A 26306-nucleotide genomic window follows, 5' to 3' on the forward strand; every position below is an offset into this window, starting at 1 on the left:
CTATTTTAGACAAAAAAACAAGGTGACTGACCATATCTTAGTGTTCGCAATCAGCGACCCTTAGTGTCAGATGCACCTTGTGAAGTGAAATCTTCTAATAAATGTTTGCTCGTTTTCAAGTTAATAGATGTAATCGAAATTACAAATGCTTTCTCTGCTTTATTTGTGTCTACATGTTGCTTACTTTCTGATTGTGCCTGATGACTAATGTCATTTCCAGCAACCGCGCTATAAGATGGAGGCGGTCCACTTTCTTTCGTTTCATTTGAAGAAACTTGCTTGCCTTGCATAAAAGTAGTCACACCGTTTTGGAATTTAGCAAGCTCTGTTTCATTCGATACTAAGACAAGTAGAAAAACCAGACAGCAAGTCAGAATGCCAGCATAAATCCATAATAATACTGTTCTCATTCTACTTCCCTCGTCGTTCTGTTATCGTGTTTACAATATTAACACACAAATAAGGCTAAATCTTTATGTAGCATGCTATTTAAACCAAATGTAATATACGTAATAAATGTAACACAATCGATATTTTTTAAAGGTGACAACTCTATTTAATGTAAGAGTTTTCAATTCAATAAACACCATGATTTCATCCATATAAAAACGTGCAGGAAACCTTTTTTCATTTCGTTTCATCTGCACGTCTTTACTTGCTTTTAATTCAATTATGTTACAAATCTAATACATTTAATTTAAGCGTCATTATTCTAACGCATTCTGCGCTTGCTCAATAGCTTGTTGAATAAAATGATGCGCAGCTGTTAGTTGTTGAAGTTCCGCTTCTGCCAATTGAATTGGTAAGCGTTTTGCAATTCCTTCTCTAGAGATTAAGGATAATAAGCTGAGTGCTCCTTCTTTAAAACCATATTCTCCATGTACTTCTGCACTGACTGGTTCAATGCTTTGTTCATTGAGCAAAATAGCATGTGCGAGTTGTACAGCCGCTCTCGAAATAGCTGAATTCGTCCAGCCTTTTTTCTGGAAGACTTCGAATGATACTTCGTCAATACGTTTGGAGATTACATTCTTATCTATTGGTGTGCTGCCTGTTAAGCTTTCAAACTCTTCTAATTCAATGCCATGGATTCTCACTCTGCTCCAAATCGGTACACCATGCGAACCATGTTCACCTAATACAAATGCTTCTACATTTTTCGGGTCTACCTTATAATGGTCTGCAATTAACGCTCTGAATCTTGAAGATTCTAAGATTCTCCCTGTACCGATAACCTTTTCAGCAGGATAACTTGAAGCCTGTCCTAAGTAAGTCATCGCATCTACAGGATTTGAAATCACTATAACGACAGCTTCTTGTGTTACTTGGTTCAGCTGTTCAAATACTGAATGAATAATTGAACTATTCGCTCGTGTCAATAAGGTACGATCTGCCATATCTGGAGTAGAAGGCGCGCTTGCAGAAACAATCACTATCTCTGCATCCGCTAAATCTTGGTAACTGCCCTCATATATCTTGATATGATGCGTATGATTTAAACCTTGTAAATGATGATGATCTAAGGCTTCCCCGTGTGCTAAATCTTCATTTGTATCTATCAATACAATTTCTGAAAAAGCACCTAGATACTGTGCATCCGTTAATACTTGGCTGCCTACGCGTCCTGTTCCGATAATGCCTAACTTTGTCATATGATTACCACCTGTTGTCAGTTATTTTGCTTCATACGGTACAACGTCTTTACCGTATTTTTTCTCAATAAAGTTTTTCATATCTTTTGATTGTAAGACTTTAATTAACTCTTGGAATTTCTTATCGTTCTTATGCCCTTCTTTTACTGCAAGGATATTAGCGAATGGAGATGATTTATCTTCCATGACAATCGCATCTTTAGAAGGTTTCAAACCGTTATCCATCGCATAGTTGGAGTTCATAATTACAGCTGCCCCTTCTCCGCTTTTATATGTTTTTGGTAAAAATTCTGCGCCTTGTTGATTGTTGAATTTCAGGTGTTTTTTATTTTCAACAATGTCATCAAATTTAGCATCTTCTATTTTGACACCTTTTTTAAGTTTCACTAGACCTTCATTAACAAAGAATGATAAGAAACGGCCTTCTTCAGCCGGATTATTGGAAACATAAATTGTAGAGCCGTCCGGAATATCTTTAATATTTTTATACTTCTTACTATAGACACCCATCGGCGTTGTAAATACTTTTCCGACTTCTTCAATCTTATAACCGTGCGACTTTTTCTCCGCGTTTAAATAAGGGACATGTTGGAATAAGTTCGCATCTATATCTCCTTTATCCAACAATTTATTCGGTACTTTATAATCATTCACTACTTTAATTTCTAGGTCATAACCTTTTTTCTTCATTTCTTCTTTAGCATGTTCTAATACTTCTCCATGCGGTGCTGGGGATGCTGCTACGGTTATTTTCTTATTTTCAGCGCTTTTGCTTTGGCCGCACGCCGCAAGTGTAAAGATGACTGCTAACAATGCAAACAAACTTATGAATTTTTTCATGTCTATTGACACCTTCCTATGTATAAGTTCTTCAATAAAATCTACTCTTCCTTCACACAGAAAAAGACTTCCTCTGTAAAAGAGAAAGCCTTAAATACTTTCTCTCATCTTTATAAGCTTACGCTTAATGTGAATTAGCACCTTTTCATATAATGATGGTTGCCGGGCTTCGTCGGGCACTTCCCTCCGCCGCTCTGGATAAGAGTTTAATTGATTGAATTGTATTAAGGTTACCACTAACTTAAAATGCGGTCAATGAGATTTTAAAATTTTCTGATAAATAATGGTTGGCAGAATATCTATTCACAACTTTTGTGTCAACTGTTGCGAGCATAGATATACTGTCTCAATATTGAATTTTTACTTTAAGTTTCCAGAAGACACTTCATCTAATAACTGTCCTAAAGGTCCTTTGTACATTAATAAATATAAACTATTAATAAGCGCTTCTTTAGATATTCTGTCAGGATCAAGCACCCAAAATTTAATAGTGGAAATAATAGCGCCTGCTATAAAACAATGAAAATATCTATAGGGAATAGTATTGATGTTTTTTTCATTGTTCAATATAGTAGTTAAATTTTGTGCTATAGTTTCAGACAATTTATCTTCGATAGCACTCTTTCTTTTCATATTAAATAAAACTTCATATAACTCAATATTCTTAAGTATAATTTCAACTATATTTTGAGAGACACCATTAAATAAGTCATTCAAACTTTTTTCATTTCTTTCTCTAAATGTAGATAGTGCATTATAATTTATATGTTTTTTGATGTTTTGAATTTCATTGTCTTCTAATGCGGTTAATAAATGGTACTTATCTGTATAATACTTATAAAATGTCGCTCTATTGATATCTGCTTCGTCAGCTATCTGTTGAATAGTTATTTCCTCTATCGAATAAGTTTTAAGCAATTGAATAAATGCACTGCTGATTGATTTTGTGGTACGTCTGACTCTGCGATCCATTTGTTCGTCTCCTTTTTTCGTTTCTAATTAACATCTCTATGATTGTAGCAATATCAGAAAATTACTTTTCTTACATATTTCTCTAATTTGTTGCTTAACATTCACATTCGTCCTAATTGGTTATTGAGTATAGTTTTTACGAGTTTATAATAACACATAGAATGATAAGCAACATCGTGTTGCTTAAAATTAGGAGGAAACTTTATGAAGAAAAAATTACTATGGCTTATCCCTATTGCAGCAACACTTATCCTTATAATCTTAGCAACAGCCTTTTATCCTGCTTATAATCCGAAACCTAAAAATGTTCCTATCGCAGTATTAAATAAAGACAGTGGTTTTGAAGTTCAAGGTAAATCTATGAATATAGGAGAAAGTTTTATTGATAAACTAAAAGAAAGTAAAAATGAAACTATAGATTGGAAGCAAGTAGATAATACAAAAAAACTCAATAAAGGGTTAGAAGATAATAAATATGTTGGAGCTATTGTGTTCGATAAAGATTTTTCAAAAAATGCTCTAAGCAATGCGCAAAATAAGATTATGTTAGAAAAACAAAAAGAAATAAAAGAAAAGGTTAATTCAGGCGAGTTATCACCTGAACAAATTAAAATCATGCAATCAAAAGTAGGTAAAGGCGCACAAAAAGTACCAGAACCGAAAGAAGCACAAATAGGAATTATCATTAACCAAGGGAGCAATGCACAAGTATCGAATATCGCCCAACAAGCTTTAACTAAAATTTCAGACAAATTAAACAATCAAATCAGCAAACAAAATGTTGAGTTATTAGCTAAAAATAATATCGATCTCCCAAGCAATTCGATCACTTCGTTAATCCTGTAAAAGTGGATACTACTACTTTGAATAAAATTAAAGACAACCAAGCTAATGGCAATGCAGCTGCTGTTATGTTTTCACCTATTTGGCTAACGTCTCTTATTATAGCTATTTTATCTTTCTTTACATTTAAAAATAGAGAGAAATTAGCTCCAAGTAAAGACAAATTGTGGTTTGTATGCAAACTCATTTTATCCATTACTACCGCCGCTTTTGTCGGTTCATTCATCTACATTTATTATATGAGCGGTGTTTTAAATTTTGATTTTAATCAACCTGTAATTACAGCAACTTATATTGCAATTGCTATTTTAGGTTTTTCTGCTCTGATATTTGGATTTATGGTATGGACAGGTATAGCAATAGTCCCTGTATTTATACTCTTATTATTCTTTACGATACAATCTGTGATGTTGCCTAATGCAATGGTACCAGAATTTTATCAGCATCTTGTTCTTCCTTGGAACCCTTTCTATTACTATATTAAGACATTAAAAGGATTATTATATGATAATACAAGTTTAGTAATGAATGGAACAGTGTGGATGTTTATTATATTTATGACATTCGGAATAATATCTCTTATCACACGTCTTTATACTAAGAAATACAAAAAGTACTCACTAGGCAACTAACAGCTTTAAAATTTCTGTTCAATATCAATTTTAAGCCGATGAAAATCCACAGAATTTTCATCGGCTTAAATGATATCTTTTAATTATTTATATACTCTTCCATATAATCGTCTCTACAATTAACTTGCTTTCGTTTGTTTTCTTTTTCTCAGTATTTTTTCTAAGAAGATAATTACAATGCCTAATAGCATGACTATAATCGACATGTATAAAGGATATTCAATATTCACATCAAATAAACCGCCTGCTACTAAAGGACCGATAAAGTTGCCCATACTAGTAAAGGTAGAGTTCAAACCACCTGCGAGTCCTTGTCGATCACCTGCAATATTTGAAAAATAATTAGTGATTGCTGGACGAATCATATCGAAACCTATAAAGACGATAAAACTGATAAGCATGATAGTCCAGTAACCATGCGCAATAATCAAACAGAATAAGACTACCGCTGAATAGAACAAAGATATTTGAATAAAAGTCAATTCTTCAAAGTATTTCATAAATTTATCAAATAGGAAGATTTGGAAAACTGCCCCGGCTATACCGCCGCCTGTAATGGCAATGGAAATATCTTTAGGCGAGTAATGAACTTTGTCCGCAGTATATAAAGAGAATAATGTTTCAAATGCAGCCAGGCCGAAAGCTAATACAAAGGTAATAATTATCGGTGTAATAAATACTTTAATATTAATTTTAGCCAACTCTTGCGGTTCAATTACAGTATGGAAACCATCTGTCGTTTCGCGTTTTGCTCCTTGAATAAAGAATAAGGAACAAATAAATGCTGCAATGCCTAGTGACCCGGCAAAATAGAACGGCAAACGATGTGAAAATTCTGCCATAAATCCGCCTAGCCCTGGTCCTAAAATAAAACCAGAGTTGATAATTGCTGACATATAACCGAAGTTCTTCGCTTTATCTTTAGCAGGAGAGATATCTGCTATCATTCCGGTTACACCCGGCATTACCATGCCTGCACTGAAACCGCCGATAATTCTGGAAATAATCAATAAGGTATAATTACTGCTCATAGCAAAGATAAATTCTGAAACAGAGAAAAGAACTAAGCCGATACAAATAATTAATTTCTTCCCTAATTTATCTGCTAAGTTGCCGCCAAACGGTGAAATTACCATTTGAGCCAATGCAAAGGCCGCAACAAGAATTCCTAAATCACTTCCATTTAAACCAAGATCTTTCAAATATACAGGTAATACTGGTACAACTAATCCGATACCTAAGAAAACAAGAAATATATTAAAATATAATGTGATTAATTGCTTACTCATGATGTCCTCCTTTATTGCTTATTTGCATCTTTTTTCGTTGACTATCTATTATACCCTATTCCCTGCCTAACGCTCAATAGATACATATTACAGCAATATTGCTTCTTATTATTCCCTAAATTAAATATCGTTATCCTTCATAAATTGAGGAAAGGAAGCAAACTACTCTGCCCTAATAAATTGATATCACGTGTGAAAAAGTGTAATATAGTCATCTAAGTCTGACTTACCTCAAACTTTAAAAGTTTAAATATAGATAATTTCCTTAATACGAAAGAAGAAAGAAGGCATTAATCATGCAATCACGTTATGTTGCTAGGATATTATTTGTGCTATTAATGTTATTAACATTGCCTTTAAATCACTTTTATAATTTTATGGCACTCAATCTCTTTTTAGCATATATCCCATTTGAATTGGTATTATTACTAAAACTCTTTATACCAAAGCGAAAGTTCGAGTGGCCATTATTTATTATCTTCGCACTTATATTTATCTTGATTCTTCCTAATACCTTCTATATGGTGACTGATTTAATTCACTTAAATCAATTTGGTTTTGATATTTATCATGGTGCGCGTCCAACAGAATGGATGTATTTTACATTCTTAGTTTCAGGAGTACTCTTTGCACTTTATTTATATGCATTGATCAACATGAAACTATTACATTTAACAGACAAGCCTGTGTTCAATTACTTAATTGTCACTTTCTTAATCATCACCAATAGCTTAGGAATATTTATGGGCAGATTCTTACGCTTACATACTGTTTATTTAATCAACCAGCCCTTGGCAATTTTGCGTGATGTCATGACCTTGCTGGATGCCAGAGGCGTCTTCTTCATCATCTTAATGGCAATCTTGCAAGTTCTATTCTTGATTTTAATTAAAGGAGTGCGGATGGTAAAATGACAGTCTATCTCGGAATCTTTATCGCAGTTGTAATCTTGCTGCAAATGGCTATCGGCCACCTTATCCGTGAGCTCGGTTTCTCATTTCCAATCAGTATTGCACTCATGTGCTTACCATTAGGTATCGGCGTGTTCTTATTGCAAATTGTTTATTATGAGCAATACTATCCAGATTGGGAAGTCACGCTCGGCGCAAAATTACGCTTGAAATATATGTACTTGCTGACGTTCTTTGAATTTGTCGCTTTATATATTTGTTTTTTTGTCTTTTAAATAAGGAAGCGCACGTCCAGGTGAAAAATCCTGTTCGCGCGCTTTTATTTTTACAAGAGAGTTGAAGTACCCTTCAAAGCGTTCTTTTTTAAATTAATCCAAGCCATTTCCAGTAAGTCATACTGAAGATGATGATAAGAATGTAGGCTACGATTGTCAGCGGTATGCCGGCTTTCAAGAAGTCTTTTACTGTAAATGTGCCTGTACCGTATGCGAGCATATTCTGCGGTGCGCTTACGGGTAGAAGGAAGCCGAAACTGATAACGAATTGCTGGATCAGTACGAAGCCGATGCTTTGATCGCCTAGATGCAAAGTTGCCGTCAAAGAGATAAAGACGGGTATTAAGGCTGATGATAGGCTGGTTGCACTCGCAAATCCTAAGTGAATCAAGATGTTGAAAAGTGTAATGAGTGCGATGGTTGCGATAAGCGGCATATGTTGCAAGCCCATTAAACCGAATGTTTTATCGCTCAACCATTGTGCGCCTCCAGTATTGAGCAAGACGTTGCCAAGTGAAATACCGATTCCAAAGACGATGATAGTACCCCATGGTATTTTATTTTCTACTTCTTTCCATGACATGACGCCGATTTTCGGTGTTAACATAACGGCCATGGCTACAAGTGTAATAGATGATGAGTCAATCGGATGTAATACTTTTTCCGTTGACCAGAAGATGAGCAAGAGTACAGAAATAGCAATAAGGCGCCATTCTCGTGCTGTAATCGGTCCGAGTTTATCAAGTTCGGCACGGATTAATTCCTTTCCACCTTCTATTTCTTTGTGTTCTGGCGGCATTACTTTCATCATAATGAAGTAAAGGGCAATTGACATCAGTACTGACCATGGTGCAGCGTATAAGAACCATTGCCCCCATGAAATATCGTGCCCGAAACTTTGGTTGATGAAGTTGATGGCTACGATATTTTGAGCTGCGGCAGTTTTGATACCGACGTTCCAGATGGAAACAGCTTGTACCGCCGTGATGATTAATAATCCGGCCAATTTACTTTCCTTCGATGCTTTAAATGCTGCAATCATTCCTAATAAGATTGGTACTACTGCCCCGGCACGTGCTGTAGCAGAAGGTACAAAGAAGGCTAATACAATGGAGACTAAAATTGCTCCGATAACAATACGATTGGTTTTATTTCCCACAATAGATAAAACCAATAATGCAAGACGTTTATGCAAATTAGTGACTTGCATGGCAGCTGCTAAGAATAACGCTGCTGCAACCAAGGCGACTGCTGGTGTCGCAAATCCGCTGAACGCTAATTTCAATGCATTAGTAGTACCGAACAGGTCGCTGCCGTGTAATGCGGCACCATTCGCTTTCGGATTGCCCAACTTTTCTGCTAAATTCTGTACGGGACTGAATCCGAGTAATAGAATCATTAACGATACAATCATAGTTGATGATACTGGATAAGAGACCGCTTCAGTCACCCACATAATGACTGCGAAAGCCAGAATTGCCAGCGATACTTTAGCCATCACTGGAATACTGCCGCCCGTCGGAATCAGCATAATAGCGATTAATACGACAAAGCTGACGATGATCCACAGCGGTTTCACTTTCTTATTTTTCTTCTCTTTTTGAGACGTAGCTTCCTTACTTGCCATAACAATTTCCTCCCTTAAAGCAAACTGCATCGCGCAGTTATCTGACAATTTATCTTTTTCAACTTCATTATAGCAATAATGCGTTTTCATTTATGTATTTTTTAAGGAATTTGTTAAAATTTTCACAATTTTGTCGAAATTATATTCTTGGCTGATATTTAGGACAACCGCCCTGCTCATCAAGGCCAGAATTCCACACAAAAAGCGGCTGGGACATAATAATGTCTCAGCCATTCTCTTTAAACTGGCAGTAGCTATCTGAATAGAAAATACGCTTGTTCCAATCTTTTTTCTATTCTAGTTAGCCTTGCCGGGGCGGGAAGACGAAATAATTTTAATCAAAGATTATTTCTGTCCCGCTCCCCCAGGTATTGCACTTTCCAATTATTTATTTTTCAAAGCAGATTTCACTTCTTTAACTGCCTCAGCTGAGTGTTGTAATTGATGTTGTTCGTCTTCAGTCAACTCTAGTTCGACGACTTTCTCGACGCCATTTGCGCCCAAAATAGTAGGTACGCCGAGGCAGATATCGTCGAATCCGTATTCACCATCTAAGTATGTGATTGCGGGTACGAGACGTTTCTCATCGCGCAAGATAGCAGCGGCCATGTCATATATCGCAGCAGCGGGTGCATAGTAAGCTGATCCGTTGCCTAGCAAGCCGACAATTTCTGCTCCGCCTTTACGTGTACGTTCTACGATGGCATCAATTTTATCTTGTGGTAGCAATGCTTTAAGCGGAACACCGCCGACTAATGTGGTACTGAGTATCGGCACCATTGTGTCTCCGTGACCGCCGAGAACTAATCCTGTCACGTCTGTTTGCGCTACATCCAAAGCTTCTGATACAAAGGTACGATAGCGCGCCGTATCTAAGATGCCTGATTGTCCTAAGACGCGTTCTTTCGGGAAGCCTGACAACTTGTACACCGCATAAGTCATAGCATCCACTGGATTAGTCAGTACGATAATCTTACTTTTCGGCGCATATTTCTTAATTCCTTCTGTCACTTGCGCCATTACATTTTCGTTGATTTGAATCAAGTCATCACGGCTCATTCCAGGTTTACGTGCTGCACCTGCCGTAATCACGACAATATCCGCACCTTGGATATCCTCATAATTTGAAGTTCCCACTACACTTCCATTAAATCCTAATATCGGACCGCTCTCTTTAATATCCAATGCTTTTCCGCGTGCCGGCTTTTCATTATCTGGAATTTCCAGCAATACTACATCCGCTAAAGCACGTTCCGCAATGATAAACGCTAACGTTGAACCCGTGTGTCCTGCACCAATAATCGCAATTTTATTCTTCGTCATTCATCTTCCCCCTAGTCTCATATCTTCTCTTCAATTCAAGCATAGCAAATTAAAGAAAACGCTTCCACTAATTTTTAAACTTTGGGAAAAGAAAGCTTTGGAGAGATTTAGACCCTAAAAAATACACCCAAGCTATACGGCTTAGGTGTAAATCCTCTTTGTGTTCCTACTGTTTAGTTATAACGTGCAGAGAAATGTGCAGTGGCTGATATTCCGAAAATCAAACCGACAAAAACGGTTAAAATCAATAATAATATCATTGTACGGTGATAATGTTTAATAAAGGCCACAAACAATAACACTGCATTGTAAATTAAGAAAATACCGAAAAGCGTCAATACGACAGTTGGTTGTGACACGATTGTCGTAAAGATAAAGACGATAATCGCAAAGATAATATAAGGCAACACGACAAAGTTACGTTCAAATTTGATACGTTGGCGTGCTTTTTCATCTGGATTCATTATTTTTTCTCCTTCAAACTCAATTAATTTATGGAATGTCTTTTCCAAGTACAGCAACATAGATATCAAACCATTCTTGGTCGCTTAATTCTATATCTAAACCTTTAACAGCATCTTGCATATGTTCAATTTGGCCTGTTCCCATAATCGGCATAATAGTTGCTGGATGTTTCATCAACCAAGCTGTAATGATTGAAGTCGGCGCAACATTATTTTTATAAGCTATAGGACTGATAATAGACATCACGCGTTTTGCCTTTTCGTCATTAAGGTTTAATAATTTGCCGCCTGCTAAAGGACTCCAACCCATAATTTTGACATGGTCTTGATACATATGGTCAATCGTCCCATCAAACATCGGCTCTGCATGATAAGGTGAGACTTGAAGCTGATTGACTGCAATATGCAATTTATGTGATTTAATATCTGAATTCAATAAATCATATTGTGTATTAGAGAAGTTAGATACTCCGAATGATTTGATTTTACCTTGTTCTACTAAAATATCCAAGGCGGATCTTACTTCATCAGGATTCATTAAAGGTGACGGACGATGCAACAACAGCGTATCTAAATAATCTGTTCCCAAGGATTTCAACGAACGGTCTACTGATGCAATGATGTGTGAACGGCTTAAATCATAGCGATGACCGTCAAATGCGTCTAAACGGTCAGTGGGCAAGATAATACCGCATTTAGAAACTAACTGAATCTTATCGCGCAATTCAGGTGATAATGCTAATGCTTTACCAAATAAGGCTTCACAGGAATAATCACCATAAATATCTGCATGATCCATTGTTGTAACTCCCAAGTCTACCAATTCATGGATAAAGCGATTCAATTCTTGTGTAGATTTCTGCCATTCCTTTGTTCTCCAAAACCCTTGAATAATACGTGAATAGTCTACGCTTCGATTGATTTGGACACGCTCCATATTGCTATCCCCTTTCTAATTCTTAAATCTTTCTTAAATATATCGATAATACTTGTGGAATTTAATTTTTACGCTATTATAGTAAGACCAAAAGAACTACAATTACAATACAATGTAGTTTTACTTTCGTAACCCATGATGCAAAATGTTGTATCTATTATAATTTTTCTTTTAGAGGTACGTCAATTTTCAAGTAAACTGCAAGGCATCTAATTGATTGCGTAAGCGTTCTTTATCCAGCTGCTCGCCTATTAATACTACCGTATTTTCTGCGTGATATTGAACCGGCTCGAAATCCGGCATACCATACGCGAATTGGAACAAATAGGTAATGTCAGGCGTATCTCTGAAACGTACATATCCTTTTAATCGGTAAACATTTTTTGGCAAGCGTAAGATAAATTGATAAAACATTTGTCGGTCAATCGGTGACGTAAAGGTATAAGCCAATGCACTAATACCATGATGGTGCAGGTGTGAATGCGCATGTGAATTGGGTCGTTCTGATGATTGAAATTGCGCTAAATCATCTGAAACTACTTGTCCATAGGTCGTCTTGATAATTGTACCTTTCGGATTCAATGTCTGTAATTGTGATACGATATCATCTTGCGCTTTTTCATCGATTAAATCTACTTTGTTCACAATAATGTCATGACTTACCTTAATTTGTTCTTCCATTAACTGTTGTGTCGCAGCAGAATAGGTGTGACGTTGCAGGAATCGTGGAGCATCTACGAGGCCAATAACCAGCGGCGGATTGACTTGATGCGCTAAGAGAGGGTCGTAACAGGCTTCGATGAGTTGAAGCGGATGAGCGATACCCGTCGCTTCAATGATGACGTGTTGTGATTGATTTTGATTTATTATCGTCTTAAGCTGGGCGACTAAATCTTGCGCTAAATCACAGCATACGCAGCCATTTTGCAATGAAACAGTTTCTATAACCGGCGCCAAAATTTGACTGTCGATGTCAAAATTACCAAATTCGTTCATAATGACCGTAATTTTCTCATCTCTTTTTAATAATTGCTCAGTATAATGTTTAAGGAAAGTCGTTTTACCGCTACCTAGAAAACCTGTTACAATACTAATGGTTATTTTATTATTATTTATTTTCATTTTTAACACTCATTTCGAAATTTCTTAAAGATACAATGAATAATGGTTGTATTATATTATGCTACAACTTGATTTAATGCAAGGTATCTTTTAAAATTTATACATGCTTTAATTTTAACATGGCTTGTAAGCAATAGACAAAATAGCATGAGATATGCTATTATCTTTGTCCTTGCTCAATTATGCAACAAAGACGGAACAAATTCCGAACAGAGAAAAAATAACGGATAGAATGTCTGGAGGAGAACTCAATGTCTGAACAACTTAATTTAGGCGGACGCTTATGCTTTAGTTTGTACAATGCTCAAAGACAAGTAAATCGCTACTACTCTAATAAAGTTTTTAAGAAGTACAAACTAACTTACCCGCAATTTCTAGTATTAACAATTTTATGGGAAGATTCACCTGTAAATGTCAAAAAAGTCGTAACTGAACTTGCACTTGATACAGGAACTGTTTCACCACTATTAAAAAGAATGGAACAAGTTGATTTGATTAAAAGAGAACGTTCTGAAGTAGATCAACGCGAAGTCTTCATTCATTTAACTGAAAAAAGTGAAGCAATCAAACCTGAGCTTGGTCAAGCATGCAACAAATTGGCTGATATTTCAGGGTTATCACAATCCGAAGAAAAAGAATTAAATCGTTTATTAGACAAACTTATCGATTCACTTGCTAAAGAAAACGCGTAAACACGAATGCCGTTAAAATTAAAGCGATAACTTCATATGTCGTTACGCTTTTATAAATAGAATTTAAGCATAGAAAAGGCATAGCCCGGAACTTTCGGACTATGCCTTTTTTTATTCGTTTAAAGTTACCATCTCATATAAATAACCTTGCTGTTCCATCAAGGCTTGATAAGTGCCTGCTTCCACGATCACTCCTTCAATCATTACTGCAATCCGATCAAAGCGCGGCAATAGTTCTAAATCGTGAGTAGCTACAATCAACGTTTCACTTTGATTGAATATACGTTGCATAAGTGCTTCTGAATTATCCCAGTCTAATGACCGTGTCGGTTCATCTAATAGCCAAATTGGTGCATTTTTCAAGAACAAACGTGCTAAACAGACACGTTGCAGTTCTCCTCCTGACAAACCGGTACCAGCCAAGGTTACCTCATAGTCTAGAGATACATGCTGCAAACCGAGTTCATCTAAGACTTGGCGCATCGAAGTATCATCAGCATCTGATAGTAAATTGTCTCTAATCGTACCATCAAACAATTGTTGATGCTGCAACATTACATTAAGCTGTTCAGCTTTTTCCGCTTCACTTAAATCATAGATATTACGTCCGTTTAACAAAGCTTCCCCTGTTTCTGTTTGATAGAGGCCGGCCATCACTTGCATCAACGTACTCTTACCAGAACCAGAGGGCCCGATAATAGCTAAATGTTCACCCTCTTGGATGTGTAAATCAATGTCCTTCAACACATTACTGAATTGATTCCAATATTTAAAGGACACTTGGTCAATATCCATCAAATGATGGGCCGTATTCTCTCCAGTACTTCCAGTTCGTTCTGCAGCATCTGCAGATTCAGGAACATCATTCAGTACTTCGCTGATATTCATAATTGCTTGGTCTGTATCCGCTTTAAAATACGCGACATTGCTCATAGGCACTGCTTGTTCAAATAAAGTTAAGAGCATTAAGACAATACTTGTCAGATACACGACATCCATATTGCCATTTTGTACTTGGATAATGCCTAACCAGACACACAAGAACAGTGAAATCATCGAAACCAAATCTAACGCAAAATCATAGAGGGTTAAGAAGCGTTGTTCGCTACGTTGACGTTGGCTGTAACGCATTAAGACATCTGCTAAGCTTCGGCGATAGGCTGTCGCTTGATGAAAGCGTTGCAATTCTCCATAGCCTTCTTTGTAGTCAAAATAACGGCTAAGAAAGCGACTTTCATCTTCTGAAGCCCTTTCACTTAATACACGCGCGCGTTTCGCACTTAACCAAGGGAGCACGCCTAGAGAAACAGCCATGCTGAAGAACAACAACAATGCATGCGCAAAAGAAAACTTAAACAGCACAACTACTGTAATCAGCGCTGTCAACCCTATGACTACTGGCGGATAATACACACGCAAATAAATATTCTGCAAAGCTTCTACACTCGAAACCATACGAGAAATCAAATCACTAGATCTGAATTTCCGATAAATATCCGGTACTACTTTAGTTAATCCTGAGAAGAATTGAACGCGCACATCACGCAACATCGTAAAGGTTGTCCGATGTGAGAAGAGACGTTCAAAGTAACGTGCAAGTGCGCGAATAAATCCGAACATCTTCACTAGGACAACCAAGATAATTAAGGCAACCAGCGGCGCATTTTGTGCTGCTTGCGAAATCATCAATCCACTTAAGAAGAACATTCCAATTGCTACAAGTGCGCCGATAATCCCGACAATAATCGCAAATATTAAGTCTTTATCTAATTTGAATCGAATAGGTCGTTTCTTCATTCTTTCTCACGTCCTTTATGCATCCCAATCGAAATCACTTGATCATCCGCTGTAATACGTCCTTGTTCCATATAAATTCGGCGATCTGCCGAGCGAATCGTACTTTGGCGATGGGCAATCATGATGACCGTCCGCTCTCCAAAGTAGTCTTTCAACGCAGTTTGAATCACTCGTTCGGTCCAGACATCCAAGCCGGTTGCAGGTTCATCGAAGACCACTACTTCTGGGCGGTCTAGCAGGACACGCGACAGTTCGATACGACGCATTTGCCCGCCTGACATCATTTCGCCGCCTTCACCAATCGCGGTGTCTAGTCCTTGAGGCAAAGCGTTGATCTTATCAGCCAATCCGACTGCGGCTATGACTTTCATGATATCTGCATCAGGAACTGCTCGAAACATCGTCACATTGTCTCGGATACTGGCATTAAAGATGTACGGCTGCTGACTTAGGACTCCTAACTTCAAATTCTTCTTATTAAAAAATACAGTGCCTTGAGAGGGCTCCCGCATTTGTAAGATCAATTGAGAAAGTGTCGTCTTACCTGCGCCGCTAGGGCCTACTAAAGCGATATGATCTCCTTGGCGTATATCGAGCGAAACGTCATTCACTGCCGAACGTTCTGCATGCGGATAATGATAGGAAACATGGTCCAAACGAATTTGCGCTGATTGCGTAGGATTAACGGCAATATCAGCTGGTTGGGCGGTGTCTGTTTCAGCATCCAACATATCGAATACGACATCTGCAGCCCCTTCGCTTTGTTTTCCGGTATGGAAAGCTTGACCTAAATCTTTGATGGAATTATAAAATTCAGGGGCCAAGATAATCGCAATTGCTGCCGTTTGGAAGTTCACATTATGGAATAAGACGAGTCCGAGACCCGCTTCTAACGCCACTAAACCAATACCGAGCAAGCTGATAAATTCTAACATCAAACCTGACATAAAGGCACTGCGCAGAATTTTCATTGTTTTATCACGGAATCGTGTACTTTCATTATAGATAGTCGTTTCAGCCTGCTTAGAGCGATTGAAGAGTTTCAAGGTAATCAACCCTTGCGCAAGGTTTAAGAAACGTTGGCTGAACTGCGTCAAATAAGTCATCTGATCCTTAGATTCGTCACGCGTCTTTAATCCGAAGAGAATATAGAACACAGGAATAAAGGGCGCTGTCACCATCATTATCAACGCAGTGTTCAGATGAATGAAACACATGGCTAAGATGATAAAGATAGGAATCATGACTGCTTTGAAGACTTGCGGCAAATAGTCTTGATAAAACGGCGCAATCCCGTCGATACTTTCAGTAATCACACTCATTTGTTCACCGATGGGTTGGCGGGAATTTTTAGCGATAGCGCGTTTACGCAGATGCGTTTTCACTTTATATGCCAGTTGTGTTCCTAGCAATTGATTCGTCATGTTGAGTAGTGCGCGTAGGATCAACACACCGAGCAAGATACCGAGAATTACCGGCAAAGCCAAGCTGCTATGCGCTTTCGTCAACATAATATCCAACACTTTGGCAATCGTAATATTCTGCACTACCACAATTATAGCGAGCACAGCACAAACGATAGCCATTAATATAGGATAAGAAATATATTTCCGAATATAACGAGATAAGTTTTTCATTTTAATTCACCTTAAATTCTCTCTATACAGGGTCTGCAACACAACAAAAGTGGAACACGTATGTATCATTTCATACTTGTCCCACCCACTGTGCTTTCATCTTATTTTAGAAGTTCAAGGTGTCACAGCAACCCTTTTGTGTCAAAAAATGTCTTAACTTCAACTTAAATCATATAGGGCATAATTTCAATTTTTTCGCCTCGGAAAAGAAAGATTTTGAAAGTGGGCTGAACATTAACCTTGCCTCGACTAGTCAGAAAGAAACTTTGTGCTTGTACTTCTTTAGTCCTATCTTTGTGTATTCTGCTATTATTATTAGCACAAATATTTTTGATTATGCTATCATAAAAGTTGTTTCAACATGTGATTACATAATAAATTTGAATATTATTCAGAAATAAGGAAGGTACGCTATGTTATTGTTAGAATTATTAAAAGCGTTGATTCTAGGTATTGTAGAGGGGCTAACGGAATTTGCGCCGGTATCTTCTACAGGGCACATGATTTTAGTGGATGATATGTGGTTGAAATCTCCCGAATTTCTTGGCTCTCAGTCAGCGTTTACGTTTAAAATTGTCATACAGTTAGGTTCCGTTTTTGCAGCCGCATGGGTCTTCAGAAAACGTTACTTTGAAATGTTGTATATCGGAAAATACCAACCAGCTGCTACAGAAACTGAAACAGCGGATGGTGCAATCGGCAAACGCGTTAAACCTAAACGTTTAACTTTATGGCACGTACTTGTAGGTATGATTCCTGCTGCCATTTTAGGTTTGCTTTTTGATGATGTGATTGAAAAATACTTATTTAGTGTACCCACAGTAATGATTGGATTATTACTAGGTGCGTTCTACATGATCTTCGCTCAAAAATTCAGCGAACGTTACGCACACCGTGAAAATATCGACCAGATTTCTTTCTTCCAAGCTTTTGTTATCGGTCTATCACAAGCCGTAGCAATGTGGCCTGGATTCAGTCGTTCTGGTTCAACAATTTCAACAGGTGTCTTAATGAAAATGAATTATAAAGCCGCTTCAGACTTTACATTCATTATGGCTGTACCGATTATGCTGGCAGCCAGCGGTTTATCATTAGTTAAACATATCGGATATATTCATTTGAATCATATTCCATTTTACATCATCGGATTCTTAGCAGCATTTATCTTCGGATTGCTTTCAATCCGTCTCTTCTTGAACTTGATCAACCGAGTAAAATTAGTACCATTTGCGATTTATCGAATCATTTTAGTGATCTTTATCGCTATTCTTTACTTCGGGTTCGGAATAGGAAAAGGGATATAAAGTAGGTGCGGAAAAGTGCGGTTAGGTTCTGAGCAATAAGAAGACATAAGCGAAAATCGTTCTTTGATTTTTGCGCGTGGCGCCTTATTGCCGAGGAACCTGCACTTTGGAGCCCGTCTATCAAAGGTGCTTGAGGAGACGGTTTGATTCCAAGCAATAAGGAGAAATGAACAGAAGACGTTCTTCAGTCTTCAGTGAATTTCGCACTTATTGCCGCGGAATCAGTCTTCGAAAGCCCGTCTATCAAGAAGCTGAGGCAATACATTGTCTCGGCTTCTTTTTTCAATCCGCTCTCTCCATCCCTCTCCAAGGGTTTCTTTTCACGGGAGTGAGTGCACTGAGATGTTATAATGGTTAGGCGGTTTAACGCGAATTGGGACAGGGTATTGAAAAGTTATAGACTAACAAATGGAGGCCACTATAATGGAGAAGAAGAGATTAATCAGAACTTTAATTACAGTATTACCAGTTATTCTTGTGCCTTTAATCGTGGAACGTAAGCGTATTAAGGATCACCCTGATGTGCAAAAGGTGAATGAAAAGACTGCGGGCTTAAGAGAGAGTGTATCTAACAAGTCTTCTCAAGCTGCGTCTGCGGTTTCAAATAAATCTTCTGAATTCGCTCAGTATGTCGGCGATAAGAAGCAAGATTTAGAGGAAAAACGTCAAGCTAAGAAGGAAGCGAAGGAGAATGATCCGGAGCGTATCAAGGCTAAGGGCGAAAAATTAGAGAAGAAAAATCGTAAAGAAGCTGAAAAGATGGCGAAGAAGTTGGATAAAAACTTGGAAAAACGCCGTAAAGATGAAGAAAAAGATGATGAAAAAACGCGCAAACGTTTGGTGAAAGAAATGAAGGATGCGCAGAAATATCAAGAGAAAGTAGGTCTAGTTCCGGGCGGTGCTTCTGATAAGCAAGTTGCTAATAAAGGTGAAGAGCTTGAGGAAGAGAATAAAGATGAAGCGTATGATATGAACCGCATCTTGGAAGATCGCATTGAACAGCGTTTGAAAAAGGAAGAGGAAGCAAGACGTGCGAATCAAGAGGAGCGCATCAAAGAAATTCAAAAACATGAAAAGAAGCCGAATCTCTAAATGACTCGGGTGATAATTGATGGTGATGCTTGTCCTGTTACAGATTCAGTGATTCGACTGACTGAGGGGACAGGCATTTTTGTTGTATTGGTGCGGAGTTATTCACATTTTTCGATGCAGGATTATCCTTCTCATGTGGAAATCAAGTATGTGGATGATGGGCCTGATAGTGTGGATTATAAAATTGTCCAGCTGGCGAAGTCATCGGATATTGTGGTAACTCAGGATTATGGGTTAGCAAGTTTGTTGCTCGGCAAGGTGCGTGTAGTGATGCATCATAATGGTATGGTGTATACTGAGGATAATATCGGACGCTTGTTGGAACAGCGCTATCGTCATGCGCAAGCGCGTCAGCAGGGTGAACGTCATAAAGGACCTAAGCGCTTTACTGAGGAAGCGAGAACCAAGTTTGAGTTGCGCTTTCAACGTGTCATTGATGAAGTAACTTCGTAAAAATTGGAGCTTGGAGTTGGTTAATTATGAGTTTGAAAAGAATAGCGGTTTATTGCGGTGCGAGTCGAGGAAAAGACCCGATTTATATGGAACAAGGTTATGCGCTCGGCAAGTATATGGCTGAGCACAACTATGAACTTGTGTTTGGCGCTGGTTCGGTCGGTATTATGGGCGCCATTCAAAATGGTGTATTGGACCATGGCGGTTCTACGATTGGTGTGATGCCTCGCAGTTTGGATGATAAAGAGATTACGAGCCAACGTTTAACGGATTTAGTATTGGTGGATTCTTTGCATGGACGCAAAGCTAAAATGTCTGAGTTGGCCGATGCTTTTGTGTTGGCTCCAGGTGGTGCTGGGTCATTGGAAGAGTTCTTTGAAACCTATAGTTGGGCACAAATCGGTATTCATGATAAACCGATGGCTGTGTTTAATATCAATGGTTTCTTTAAACCGTTGCAAAAAATGTTGGATGAGATGATTGATGCGGGCTTTATTGATGCGAAATATCGTGCGTTGGCTCCGTTATATGATGATTTAGATGCTTTGTTTGAAGGATTGGAACATTATGAAACTGTGGGTACGCGTAGTTATGATTAATATGGAGTGATTGTTGGGAGTTGGCGTGGTGTCTAGCGTAGTGCGGGGGTTATCAGGTGCGGTGCGAGTCGGCTAGCATGATGCGGGTCGGCGGGCAGCGTGGTGCAGTAGTAGTCGATAGACATGGCGGGGGTCGGTGGATGTGACGGTTGTTGGCGTTTTTTAGACATTAGTTTTTGAGAAGTGTCTAGAAAACACACTAATTTAGACACTAGTTTTTGAGAAATGTCTAGATTAGTAGGATATTGGACACTTTGCCCCCAATCTTGTCCGATATACCCGTTTATTGGACACGTTGCCCACATTCTTGGCCAATATATACACCTACTCGCCCGCTCGCCTTCACCAAGGACACACCGCCCTCACCTTGCCCACATAAAAAGAGGAAGCATTTCCGATTGGGATGCTTCCTCTTTATTCGTTAAGTTGCTTATAGTAACGAACTTGCGGTTGTAACGGATGATTTTCTGATACGCCGGGCAGCTCAAATGTATCTTTTAAGGTCATTCCTATTTTTTCCATTACTCGTCTTGAAGCGGTGTTGGATTCGGCCGTCATACTATAAATTTCGGCGACGCCTTTTTCTTTCACATATTCTACTACCGCTTCTGCGCCTTCTGTTGCTATGCCGTTATCCCATACTTCAGGTATCAATCGCCAGCCGATTTCGTAAAAGGGCAGCTCTTTAAATGAATATTGGCTGTTTTCCGGTATATGATTGACACCGATAAATCCTATCCATTCTCCGCTTTCCTTTAATTCGACTGCGAACAATCCCATGCCGTCTTGTTCTAGATTTTTCTGCATGGCTTGCATGTCGAGTTCTGATCGACGATAACTGAGTATGCTTGGAAAGAAGCGGCGGACTTGCCGGTTCGCGTTCATTCTTTGAAACGGCAGCAAATCTTTTTCTTCCCAATCTCTTAATTTTAATCGTTCTGTTTCGATATATACACTCATTGATTCCACCTCGTACACCAAATAAATCTCAAATGCTATACGTTAATTTACTATAGAAAAAAGCCCTGCAGTAAAGTTGATTTTGTGTATTACTATTCACCTCTACTTACAAGCGCCTTTATCTTTTACTTATTCGATTGTTGACGCTTGAACATACAGGGAGTCTAAGTTCATCATAGAACTGCTCTTGGCCTTTCCCCTGCTCTCCAAGTTTTTCTTTTCTCAAATTGGCAGTTTAAGCTTGCGGTAATTCTGAACGTGTGATGTAAGTGATTAATTGAATGGTTACTTGGATGTCGTTGAGGCGGTCGCGGTCGTTTTTAGGTGCTGTGAAGGTCACATCAACGAAGTCTCCAAGGTGATTCAGCTTGTATGTAGCTTGGAATGTATCTGTTTCGGATTCGAAGTTCGGTTTTTGAGCAACAATGCGTTTGATTTGGCCTGTAGGTTGTTCTAATTGATAGCCTGAAATCTTTTCGATGGCTTCGCCGACTTGTTTCAAAGTCATTTGTTTACCTTCTAATTCGTGAAATTCTGGTTCGTACATGATATCGACTCCTTTTAAGTTTATACGTGTTTTCTATTATATATTTCTTACCCTTGTGTGTTTCCCACCAAACTATTGTACAACTTAGTGTGTCGTTTTGTCTTTGGCTGGTTGGGAACCGTCTTTTTTCGGGTGTTCTTTGGCTGGTTGAGCAGCATTGTTTTTAGGTTGCTCTTTTGAAGGACGAGCGCCATTTTCTTTCGGTTGCTCTTTGGTTGGCTGTTGTGCTTTGGTGTTGTCGGATTTCGCTTTTTTATCTTCTGCTGGATTCGCTTTTTTATCTTTCGCTTCTGTTTTTGAATCTGATTTTTGTTTGATGCTTTCTGTAGCGACTTTATCTTTCACTTCATTTTGAAGTTCATCTACTCGTTTTTGTTTCTGTTCTTTATCTTTTTTCAACTTATCTTTAGTCGCTTTTAAGGATTTATTTTCTTTCTGCAGTTTATCAATGTCTTTTTGAAGTGCTGCTTTTTCATCACTTTTCCCGCATGCGCCTAGGATGAGTGTAGAGGCCAGCAGCAACATAATTACTTTTTTCATAGGTAGTGCTCCTTTGGAAAAATAAAAACTGTATCGCTTCTATTTTACCATGTTTCTTTCATTGGTTCATCGATTGAAAAGGATACTTCCGAGAAAGTGGAAGGAATCCTGAAACTTCAATTGATTTATTGTCTTAACTTAGTCATAATATTTCTTGATTGTATATTTAGAATTAGGGGGCGAAGAGAATGGCGAAGTCTACGGAACAGTTAATGCGTGAGAACAATGTCAAATCTCTGCATCTGAATAATACAGACAGAGAAATCTTCGAAAATTACATGACTTATATTCGAGCTGATTTACGCGTTAATCCGCATGACTCCGAGGTCATGTTGAATCGTATCTTAAAGCATCTGTTAAAGGCGGAAAATAAAGGAATGCTGGCTATGGACTTCTTCGATCATAACCCTAAAGCGCATGCGATTCGAACGATTAAGGAACTGAAAAATGAAACGGTACAAAACATTTTCAAATATATTTGGCATCATATTCTGTTCTTACTCGGAATCTTTTGTTTCTTCAAAGGGTTTATCGGGTTCTTTATTGGTGAAAAACCGCTTTATCTTTATACATTTCCTATTATCTTATTAGCAGGTTTATTCATTATATTCCTCTTTGTATGGTGGACCTTTAAAACTGTGCAAATACAAGCATTCAACAATTCAAATTGGGTCTGGCTGTTAACTTATGCGATTATCTTTGCTATTGTTGCCCTGCTCTTTTACGTGGTCTATATTCCGCAATCTTTCTTAGCTTTCGGACCGCACGTTAAAATCGCCAACTGGACCTTTATTATTATTTCATTCATCATTACACCATTGGCTTTCTATGTAGACCATCACTACGTGAAAAAAGATTCCAATACTTATTTATAAAAAGCAAAGCGGGCTGGGACATTAAGTTGTTCCAGCTTTTGTTGTGAGAATTGATAGTAATTAGTTGAATAAAGAAAGATAAGCTAGGAAATACTGATATCCCAACTTATCTTTCTGAACTGGCAGTAGCTATCTGAAAAAGCCTTTATTTTTCATTAAAAAATAATATCTAAGAAGAACCACAATACCATAATAATCATCACAATGGCTTGTGCAGCAGTGCTCGCCAAGAAACCGACTACTGAGCCGAAGCTTGCTGTCAAAGCGCTCATCGGATCTTTACGTAATATCATTTCCACAATAAATACAGCAACGAGCGGCACAATAATGATTCCAAATGGCGGGAAGATGAAACACCCGACAATTACACCAATCAAAGCAGTATATTCGCCTGCTTTCGAACCGCCGAAGCGACGTGTGAAATACTGACTCATCATCAAATCTGCTGCAAAGACGAGAATTGTCAAAATAATCATGGAGACAAAGAAAATCCATGATAAACGGCCATTGTGAAAGCCGATTTGGTAAATTAAGAACCCAATCCAAATCATCGGCATAGATGGAATAATCGGTTTAATCAAACCGACAAATGCGACAATAAAGCAGGCAATAATACATATCCATAAAATAGTTGCTATCATTAATTATTCAACCTCTTATTCTATAAATTTCTGCTCTTTCGTAAAGAAAACTAATATCATACCTAAGACTAAAGAAGCAGCTGATACATAAAACACATTCCCTAATCCCACGATTTGACTCATCGCGCCGCCAAGTAAATTTCCTAATAGCTGACCAATGACCATAGCATTAGCAAACAGCGTCGATGCATAACCTGGGAATGCCGGCAGAATATCTTGGAAATAACTGATGCCGATACCTAATAAAATCGCAAGGAACATGGCTAAGAAAATTTGTCCGACTATCATCATTCTTACGTCATCGAAGACTCCGATACTGAAGAAAAAGAGTGCTCCGGAAATCGCTCCTAAAATTAAAAGTGTACGTGTCTCTAACTTAGCCGACAACACGCCTAATATAATCATAAACGGTACTTCTAAGCCGGCACATAAACTAGCTAAAACACCTACATAACTTTCACTTTCATGTAAATACTTTGTCACAAACAACGGCATGTTCAAGGTATACATCCATTGTCCGATGTGCAATAGAATGAATGCGACAAAGGGAACGATTAAAGATTTCTGAGTGAACATACTCGGCGCTTTGGTTTCTACATGTGTCCCCTCTTCAATAGGTCGTTCAACTTTTACTTCTTTGAAAAAGAAGACTTGCAGAATTAAAGTAATCAGAATGACTACCACAGTTCCGCCGAATAATCCCGCATAACCCATCGATTGGTTAAGCACAGAACCAATCAACGGTCCGAATAGAAATCCAAAAGAAAACATAGAACGCAACACGGTATTGGCAAATTTCGCTCGATTACGTGAAGAAGATTGATTGATGGCTTCTCTGGCAGACGCATAAAGCTGAGGCATAGCAGGCGCAAACAGACCTTGTAAGATAGCATATAAGGCAATAAATAACCAAATACTATGAACATAAAAGTAAATACTGAAACTCATGGCACCCATAAATAAGGCGATAATAACTAATAACTTGCGGTTCACCTTTCCATTATCAGAGAACCTTGCTACTAAAGCATTGACTGTAAATTGACTGATAGCAGCCAACGCCAGCAAAATACCGAATTGAGTCGTTGTCATGTCCAATTCATTTGTAGCAAATAAGACGAGAAAAGGAATAGTGATTGCGATAGCCATTCCTAAGAGCATCATGTTGATCGCAAACAATTTATAGTTCTTGATTTGCAGTAAAGCTCGAAACATATTTTAACCTCTCTCAACGTTTATAAATAAACTGATTCTATATTATTTTAAAGAATTTAGACACGCTTTGGAATAGCTGGAAAGAGATTTGCGAAATTTTTCATAGAAAAAAGAACTTTTTATTAATACAGCGCATAAAAAGTTCTCTTCTGCTCACCTATTCTTCTCTTTTTAAATCATGTTTGACCAATTCGACAAACGATTCCACTTGCGGCAACTGCAACATACTCGAATCATAACTTAAAAAAGTCGAACGTCCGAGAGGATTACCTTCAATATCAACTTGTTCAAATTCGAAACGCGATTTATCCAATCCTTTGACCATAATCTCCGGCAAAACAGTGACTCCTACACCGCCAACCAGCATTTCTTTACAAGTAGCTACTTGGTCTACAGAAATCATTGCATGATAATCACGTTCTAAATTACGCCCGTACCACTCTTTAATTTGGTTCATATAAATAGGGTCCGCTTGGAATTCAATAAACGGCAGCTCTGCCACTTGGTCTCTTTTCCCTTTAGGGTAAATAAAATAATGTTTATCATTGAATAAATGCTCATTATTCAAATTCATAATCTTATTGCCGCGGATAATCATAATATGGTAATCCCGATGATGTGCCTTAATATGGTCACTCGAGCCGACACGCACCTGAATCTCCACATTAGGATATTTATCATTATAGTGGCTCAATACTTCCGGCAATAAAGTTTGACCAATCAAAGATGAACAACCGATAGAAATGGTACCATTGACTTCGCCGATATGTGCTTGCATTTTATCAAAGAAAAGACGCTCACGCTTCAGCATATCGCGCGCATGCTCTATTACCATAGCACCTTCCGTGGTCGTAATCAGCTGTTTCTTCGTACGAATAAAGATGTCCACTCCAAACGCATTCTCAATCGCCTTCAGCCTCTGAGTCACAGCAGGTTGCGAAATATACAGAATTTCCGCCGCTTTACGCAGCGTACGCGTCTCATCTAATGTGATCAACAAACGATAGTCTTCAATCTTCACGCCATTTCCTCCTACACCATTCAAATCCTTCTTCTAAAAAATAAAACCA

General features: G+C 38.1%; 28 protein-coding genes and 1 riboswitch. Of the genes, 10 read left to right on the plus strand and 18 right to left on the minus strand.

Features of this window, described 5'->3' with window-relative positions:
* Positions 1-50: 50 nt before the first annotated feature.
* The 4 genes from CNQ82_RS12290 to CNQ82_RS12305 all read right to left on the minus strand — a co-directional run bounded on the left by CNQ82_RS12290 (position 51) and on the right by CNQ82_RS12305 (position 3464).
* Entirely contained in the window at positions 51-410 is a 360-nt protein-coding gene (locus CNQ82_RS12290) for a hypothetical protein (protein ID WP_123145489.1), read from the minus strand.
* A 297-nt stretch (positions 411-707) separates the two neighbouring features.
* Positions 708-1652 (minus strand): lactate/malate family dehydrogenase, encoded by a 945-nt coding sequence (locus CNQ82_RS12295; RefSeq protein ID WP_123145490.1) that lies wholly within the window; start codon positions 1650-1652, stop codon positions 708-710.
* Between the two features lie 21 nt (positions 1653-1673).
* Entirely contained in the window at positions 1674-2492 is an 819-nt protein-coding gene (locus tag CNQ82_RS12300) for a MetQ/NlpA family ABC transporter substrate-binding protein (protein ID WP_123145491.1), read from the minus strand.
* Between the two features lie 101 nt (positions 2493-2593).
* Positions 2594-2697, minus strand: a riboswitch (SAM riboswitch).
* 155 nt (positions 2698-2852) lie between these two features.
* Positions 2853-3464, minus strand: coding sequence for a TetR/AcrR family transcriptional regulator (locus CNQ82_RS12305; protein ID WP_123145492.1), 612 nt, complete (start codon positions 3462-3464; stop codon positions 2853-2855).
* Positions 3465-3668: 204 nt separating this feature from the next.
* On the opposite strand from CNQ82_RS12305, the gene CNQ82_RS12310 reads away from it, so the two are divergent.
* Both CNQ82_RS12310 and CNQ82_RS12315 read left to right on the plus strand, forming a co-directional pair.
* Entirely contained in the window at positions 3669-4310 is a 642-nt protein-coding gene (locus CNQ82_RS12310) for a YhgE/Pip domain-containing protein (RefSeq protein WP_123145493.1), read from the plus strand.
* A gap of 17 nt (positions 4311-4327) precedes the next feature.
* A complete protein-coding gene (locus CNQ82_RS12315) occupies positions 4328-4939 on the plus strand; it encodes a hypothetical protein (RefSeq protein WP_123145494.1) in 612 nt (203 codons plus the stop codon).
* A gap of 119 nt (positions 4940-5058) precedes the next feature.
* Here CNQ82_RS12315 and norA read toward each other — a convergent pair whose 3' ends face one another.
* On the minus strand, positions 5059-6228 hold the full coding sequence (gene norA / locus CNQ82_RS12320) for a multidrug efflux MFS transporter NorA (protein WP_123145495.1): 1170 nt from the start codon (positions 6226-6228) through the stop codon (positions 5059-5061).
* A 296-nt stretch (positions 6229-6524) separates the two neighbouring features.
* Here norA and CNQ82_RS12325 point away from each other — a divergent pair, with 296 nt between their 5' ends.
* Together CNQ82_RS12325 and CNQ82_RS12330 are read left to right on the plus strand one after the other, a co-directional pair.
* Positions 6525-7142, plus strand: coding sequence for a DUF1361 domain-containing protein (locus CNQ82_RS12325; protein ID WP_123145496.1), 618 nt, complete (start codon positions 6525-6527; stop codon positions 7140-7142).
* The gene (locus tag CNQ82_RS12330) at positions 7139-7414 is read left to right on the plus strand and encodes a hypothetical protein (protein WP_123145497.1); all 276 of its coding nucleotides are present in this window, start codon (positions 7139-7141) and stop codon (positions 7412-7414) included. The genes CNQ82_RS12325 and CNQ82_RS12330 overlap by 4 nt, the downstream gene beginning before the upstream one ends.
* 88 nt (positions 7415-7502) lie before the next feature.
* Here CNQ82_RS12330 and CNQ82_RS12335 read toward each other — a convergent pair whose 3' ends face one another.
* From CNQ82_RS12335 to CNQ82_RS12355, 5 genes are all read right to left on the minus strand, one after another.
* The gene (locus tag CNQ82_RS12335) at positions 7503-9041 is read right to left on the minus strand and encodes an SLC13 family permease (protein ID WP_123145498.1); all 1539 of its coding nucleotides are present in this window, start codon (positions 9039-9041) and stop codon (positions 7503-7505) included.
* Between the two features lie 384 nt (positions 9042-9425).
* Entirely contained in the window at positions 9426-10364 is a 939-nt protein-coding gene (gene mdh / locus CNQ82_RS12340) for a malate dehydrogenase (protein WP_123145499.1), read from the minus strand.
* Between the two features lie 173 nt (positions 10365-10537).
* Positions 10538-10828 carry a hypothetical protein gene (locus tag CNQ82_RS12345; RefSeq protein ID WP_095106615.1) on the minus strand — a complete coding sequence of 97 codons (291 nt, stop codon included), beginning with the start codon at positions 10826-10828 and terminating at the stop codon, positions 10538-10540.
* A 28-nt stretch (positions 10829-10856) separates the two neighbouring features.
* Positions 10857-11765, minus strand: coding sequence for an aldo/keto reductase (locus CNQ82_RS12350; RefSeq protein WP_123145500.1), 909 nt, complete (start codon positions 11763-11765; stop codon positions 10857-10859).
* 189 nt (positions 11766-11954) lie between these two features.
* Positions 11955-12887: a CobW family GTP-binding protein gene (locus CNQ82_RS12355; RefSeq protein ID WP_123145501.1), complete on the minus strand. Its 933-nt coding sequence runs from the start codon at positions 12885-12887 to the stop codon at positions 11955-11957.
* Between the two features lie 251 nt (positions 12888-13138).
* On the opposite strand from CNQ82_RS12355, the gene mgrA reads away from it, so the two are divergent.
* Positions 13139-13579, plus strand: coding sequence for a global transcriptional regulator MgrA (gene mgrA / locus CNQ82_RS12360; protein ID WP_095106621.1), 441 nt, complete (start codon positions 13139-13141; stop codon positions 13577-13579).
* A 111-nt stretch (positions 13580-13690) separates the two neighbouring features.
* Here the strand turns inward: mgrA and cydC are convergent, their stop codons facing one another.
* A complete protein-coding gene (gene cydC / locus CNQ82_RS12365; RefSeq protein ID WP_123145502.1) occupies positions 13691-15376 on the minus strand; it encodes a thiol reductant ABC exporter subunit CydC in 1686 nt (561 codons plus the stop codon).
* Positions 15373-17013 (minus strand): ABC transporter ATP-binding protein/permease, encoded by a 1641-nt coding sequence (locus tag CNQ82_RS12370; RefSeq protein ID WP_123145503.1) that lies wholly within the window; start codon positions 17011-17013, stop codon positions 15373-15375. The genes cydC and CNQ82_RS12370 overlap by 4 nt, the downstream gene beginning before the upstream one ends.
* A gap of 413 nt (positions 17014-17426) precedes the next feature.
* Here CNQ82_RS12370 and CNQ82_RS12375 point away from each other — a divergent pair, with 413 nt between their 5' ends.
* The 4 genes from CNQ82_RS12375 to CNQ82_RS12390 all read left to right on the plus strand — a co-directional run bounded on the left by CNQ82_RS12375 (position 17427) and on the right by CNQ82_RS12390 (position 20461).
* Entirely contained in the window at positions 17427-18317 is an 891-nt protein-coding gene (locus tag CNQ82_RS12375; RefSeq protein WP_095106627.1) for an undecaprenyl-diphosphate phosphatase, read from the plus strand.
* Positions 18318-18740: 423 nt separating this feature from the next.
* Positions 18741-19409, plus strand: a complete 669-nt coding sequence (locus tag CNQ82_RS12380) for a hypothetical protein (RefSeq protein WP_123145504.1) — start codon at positions 18741-18743, stop codon at positions 19407-19409.
* Positions 19410-19862 carry a YaiI/YqxD family protein gene (locus tag CNQ82_RS12385; RefSeq protein WP_123145505.1) on the plus strand — a complete coding sequence of 151 codons (453 nt, stop codon included), beginning with the start codon at positions 19410-19412 and terminating at the stop codon, positions 19860-19862.
* Between the two features lie 32 nt (positions 19863-19894).
* Complete coding sequence (locus tag CNQ82_RS12390; RefSeq protein ID WP_164712000.1) at positions 19895-20461, plus strand: LOG family protein; 567 nt, start codon at positions 19895-19897, stop codon at positions 20459-20461.
* A gap of 414 nt (positions 20462-20875) precedes the next feature.
* Here the strand turns inward: CNQ82_RS12390 and CNQ82_RS12395 are convergent, their stop codons facing one another.
* From CNQ82_RS12395 to CNQ82_RS12405, 3 genes are all read right to left on the minus strand, one after another.
* Complete coding sequence (locus tag CNQ82_RS12395) at positions 20876-21421, minus strand: GNAT family N-acetyltransferase (protein WP_123145507.1); 546 nt, start codon at positions 21419-21421, stop codon at positions 20876-20878.
* A 235-nt stretch (positions 21422-21656) separates the two neighbouring features.
* Entirely contained in the window at positions 21657-21968 is a 312-nt protein-coding gene (locus CNQ82_RS12400) for a hypothetical protein (protein ID WP_123145508.1), read from the minus strand.
* An 84-nt stretch (positions 21969-22052) separates the two neighbouring features.
* A complete protein-coding gene (locus CNQ82_RS12405) occupies positions 22053-22508 on the minus strand; it encodes an SA0632 family lipoprotein (protein WP_123145509.1) in 456 nt (151 codons plus the stop codon).
* Positions 22509-22696: 188 nt separating this feature from the next.
* Between CNQ82_RS12405 and CNQ82_RS12410 the strand changes: the two genes are divergently transcribed.
* Positions 22697-23383 carry a DUF1129 family protein gene (locus CNQ82_RS12410; RefSeq protein ID WP_123145510.1) on the plus strand — a complete coding sequence of 229 codons (687 nt, stop codon included), beginning with the start codon at positions 22697-22699 and terminating at the stop codon, positions 23381-23383.
* 155 nt (positions 23384-23538) lie between these two features.
* Here the strand turns inward: CNQ82_RS12410 and CNQ82_RS12415 are convergent, their stop codons facing one another.
* The 3 genes from CNQ82_RS12415 to CNQ82_RS12425 form a co-directional block, all read right to left on the minus strand.
* Complete coding sequence (locus CNQ82_RS12415) at positions 23539-24021, minus strand: DUF456 domain-containing protein (RefSeq protein ID WP_164712001.1); 483 nt, start codon at positions 24019-24021, stop codon at positions 23539-23541.
* Positions 24022-24039: 18 nt separating this feature from the next.
* The gene (locus CNQ82_RS12420) at positions 24040-25236 is read right to left on the minus strand and encodes a sugar efflux transporter (protein WP_123145512.1); all 1197 of its coding nucleotides are present in this window, start codon (positions 25234-25236) and stop codon (positions 24040-24042) included.
* A gap of 157 nt (positions 25237-25393) precedes the next feature.
* Positions 25394-26257, minus strand: a complete 864-nt coding sequence (locus CNQ82_RS12425) for a LysR family transcriptional regulator (protein WP_123145513.1) — start codon at positions 26255-26257, stop codon at positions 25394-25396.
* Positions 26258-26306: the final 49 nt, after the last annotated feature.

The organism is Staphylococcus debuckii (genome assembly GCF_003718735.1).
In the GTDB taxonomy this organism is placed as follows: domain Bacteria; phylum Bacillota; class Bacilli; order Staphylococcales; family Staphylococcaceae; genus Staphylococcus; species Staphylococcus debuckii.

Bases quoted from the DNA above. Each gene is read 5' to 3' on its own strand.
- mgrA (WP_095106621.1), top strand. From the start codon at position 13,139: ATGTCTGAACAACTTAATTTAGGCGGACGCTTATGCTTTAGTTTGTAC.
- cydC (WP_123145502.1), bottom strand. From the start codon at position 15,376: ATGAAGAAACGACCTATTCGATTCAAATTAGATAAAGACTTAATATTT.
- CNQ82_RS12290 (WP_123145489.1), bottom strand. From the start codon at position 410: ATGAGAACAGTATTATTATGGATTTATGCTGGCATTCTGACTTGCTGT.
- CNQ82_RS12370 (WP_123145503.1), bottom strand. From the start codon at position 17,013: ATGAAAAACTTATCTCGTTATATTCGGAAATATATTTCTTATCCTATA.
- CNQ82_RS12410 (WP_123145510.1), top strand. From the start codon at position 22,697: ATGGCGAAGTCTACGGAACAGTTAATGCGTGAGAACAATGTCAAATCT.
- CNQ82_RS12380 (WP_123145504.1), top strand. From the start codon at position 18,741: ATGGAGAAGAAGAGATTAATCAGAACTTTAATTACAGTATTACCAGTT.
- CNQ82_RS12420 (WP_123145512.1), bottom strand. From the start codon at position 25,236: ATGTTTCGAGCTTTACTGCAAATCAAGAACTATAAATTGTTTGCGATC.
- CNQ82_RS12385 (WP_123145505.1), top strand. From the start codon at position 19,410: ATGACTCGGGTGATAATTGATGGTGATGCTTGTCCTGTTACAGATTCA.
- CNQ82_RS12295 (WP_123145490.1), bottom strand. From the start codon at position 1,652: ATGACAAAGTTAGGCATTATCGGAACAGGACGCGTAGGCAGCCAAGTA.
- CNQ82_RS12305 (WP_123145492.1), bottom strand. From the start codon at position 3,464: ATGGATCGCAGAGTCAGACGTACCACAAAATCAATCAGCAGTGCATTT.
- mdh (WP_123145499.1), bottom strand. From the start codon at position 10,364: ATGACGAAGAATAAAATTGCGATTATTGGTGCAGGACACACGGGTTCA.
- norA (WP_123145495.1), bottom strand. From the start codon at position 6,228: ATGAGTAAGCAATTAATCACATTATATTTTAATATATTTCTTGTTTTC.
- CNQ82_RS12355 (WP_123145501.1), bottom strand. From the start codon at position 12,887: ATGAAAATAAATAATAATAAAATAACCATTAGTATTGTAACAGGTTTT.
- CNQ82_RS12405 (WP_123145509.1), bottom strand. From the start codon at position 22,508: ATGAAAAAAGTAATTATGTTGCTGCTGGCCTCTACACTCATCCTAGGC.
- CNQ82_RS12300 (WP_123145491.1), bottom strand. From the start codon at position 2,492: ATGAAAAAATTCATAAGTTTGTTTGCATTGTTAGCAGTCATCTTTACA.
- CNQ82_RS12400 (WP_123145508.1), bottom strand. From the start codon at position 21,968: ATGTACGAACCAGAATTTCACGAATTAGAAGGTAAACAAATGACTTTG.
- CNQ82_RS12330 (WP_123145497.1), top strand. From the start codon at position 7,139: ATGACAGTCTATCTCGGAATCTTTATCGCAGTTGTAATCTTGCTGCAA.
- CNQ82_RS12325 (WP_123145496.1), top strand. From the start codon at position 6,525: ATGCAATCACGTTATGTTGCTAGGATATTATTTGTGCTATTAATGTTA.
- CNQ82_RS12310 (WP_123145493.1), top strand. From the start codon at position 3,669: ATGAAGAAAAAATTACTATGGCTTATCCCTATTGCAGCAACACTTATC.
- CNQ82_RS12335 (WP_123145498.1), bottom strand. From the start codon at position 9,041: ATGGCAAGTAAGGAAGCTACGTCTCAAAAAGAGAAGAAAAATAAGAAA.
- CNQ82_RS12345 (WP_095106615.1), bottom strand. From the start codon at position 10,828: ATGAATCCAGATGAAAAAGCACGCCAACGTATCAAATTTGAACGTAAC.
- CNQ82_RS12375 (WP_095106627.1), top strand. From the start codon at position 17,427: ATGTTATTGTTAGAATTATTAAAAGCGTTGATTCTAGGTATTGTAGAG.
- CNQ82_RS12350 (WP_123145500.1), bottom strand. From the start codon at position 11,765: ATGGAGCGTGTCCAAATCAATCGAAGCGTAGACTATTCACGTATTATT.
- CNQ82_RS12395 (WP_123145507.1), bottom strand. From the start codon at position 21,421: ATGAGTGTATATATCGAAACAGAACGATTAAAATTAAGAGATTGGGAA.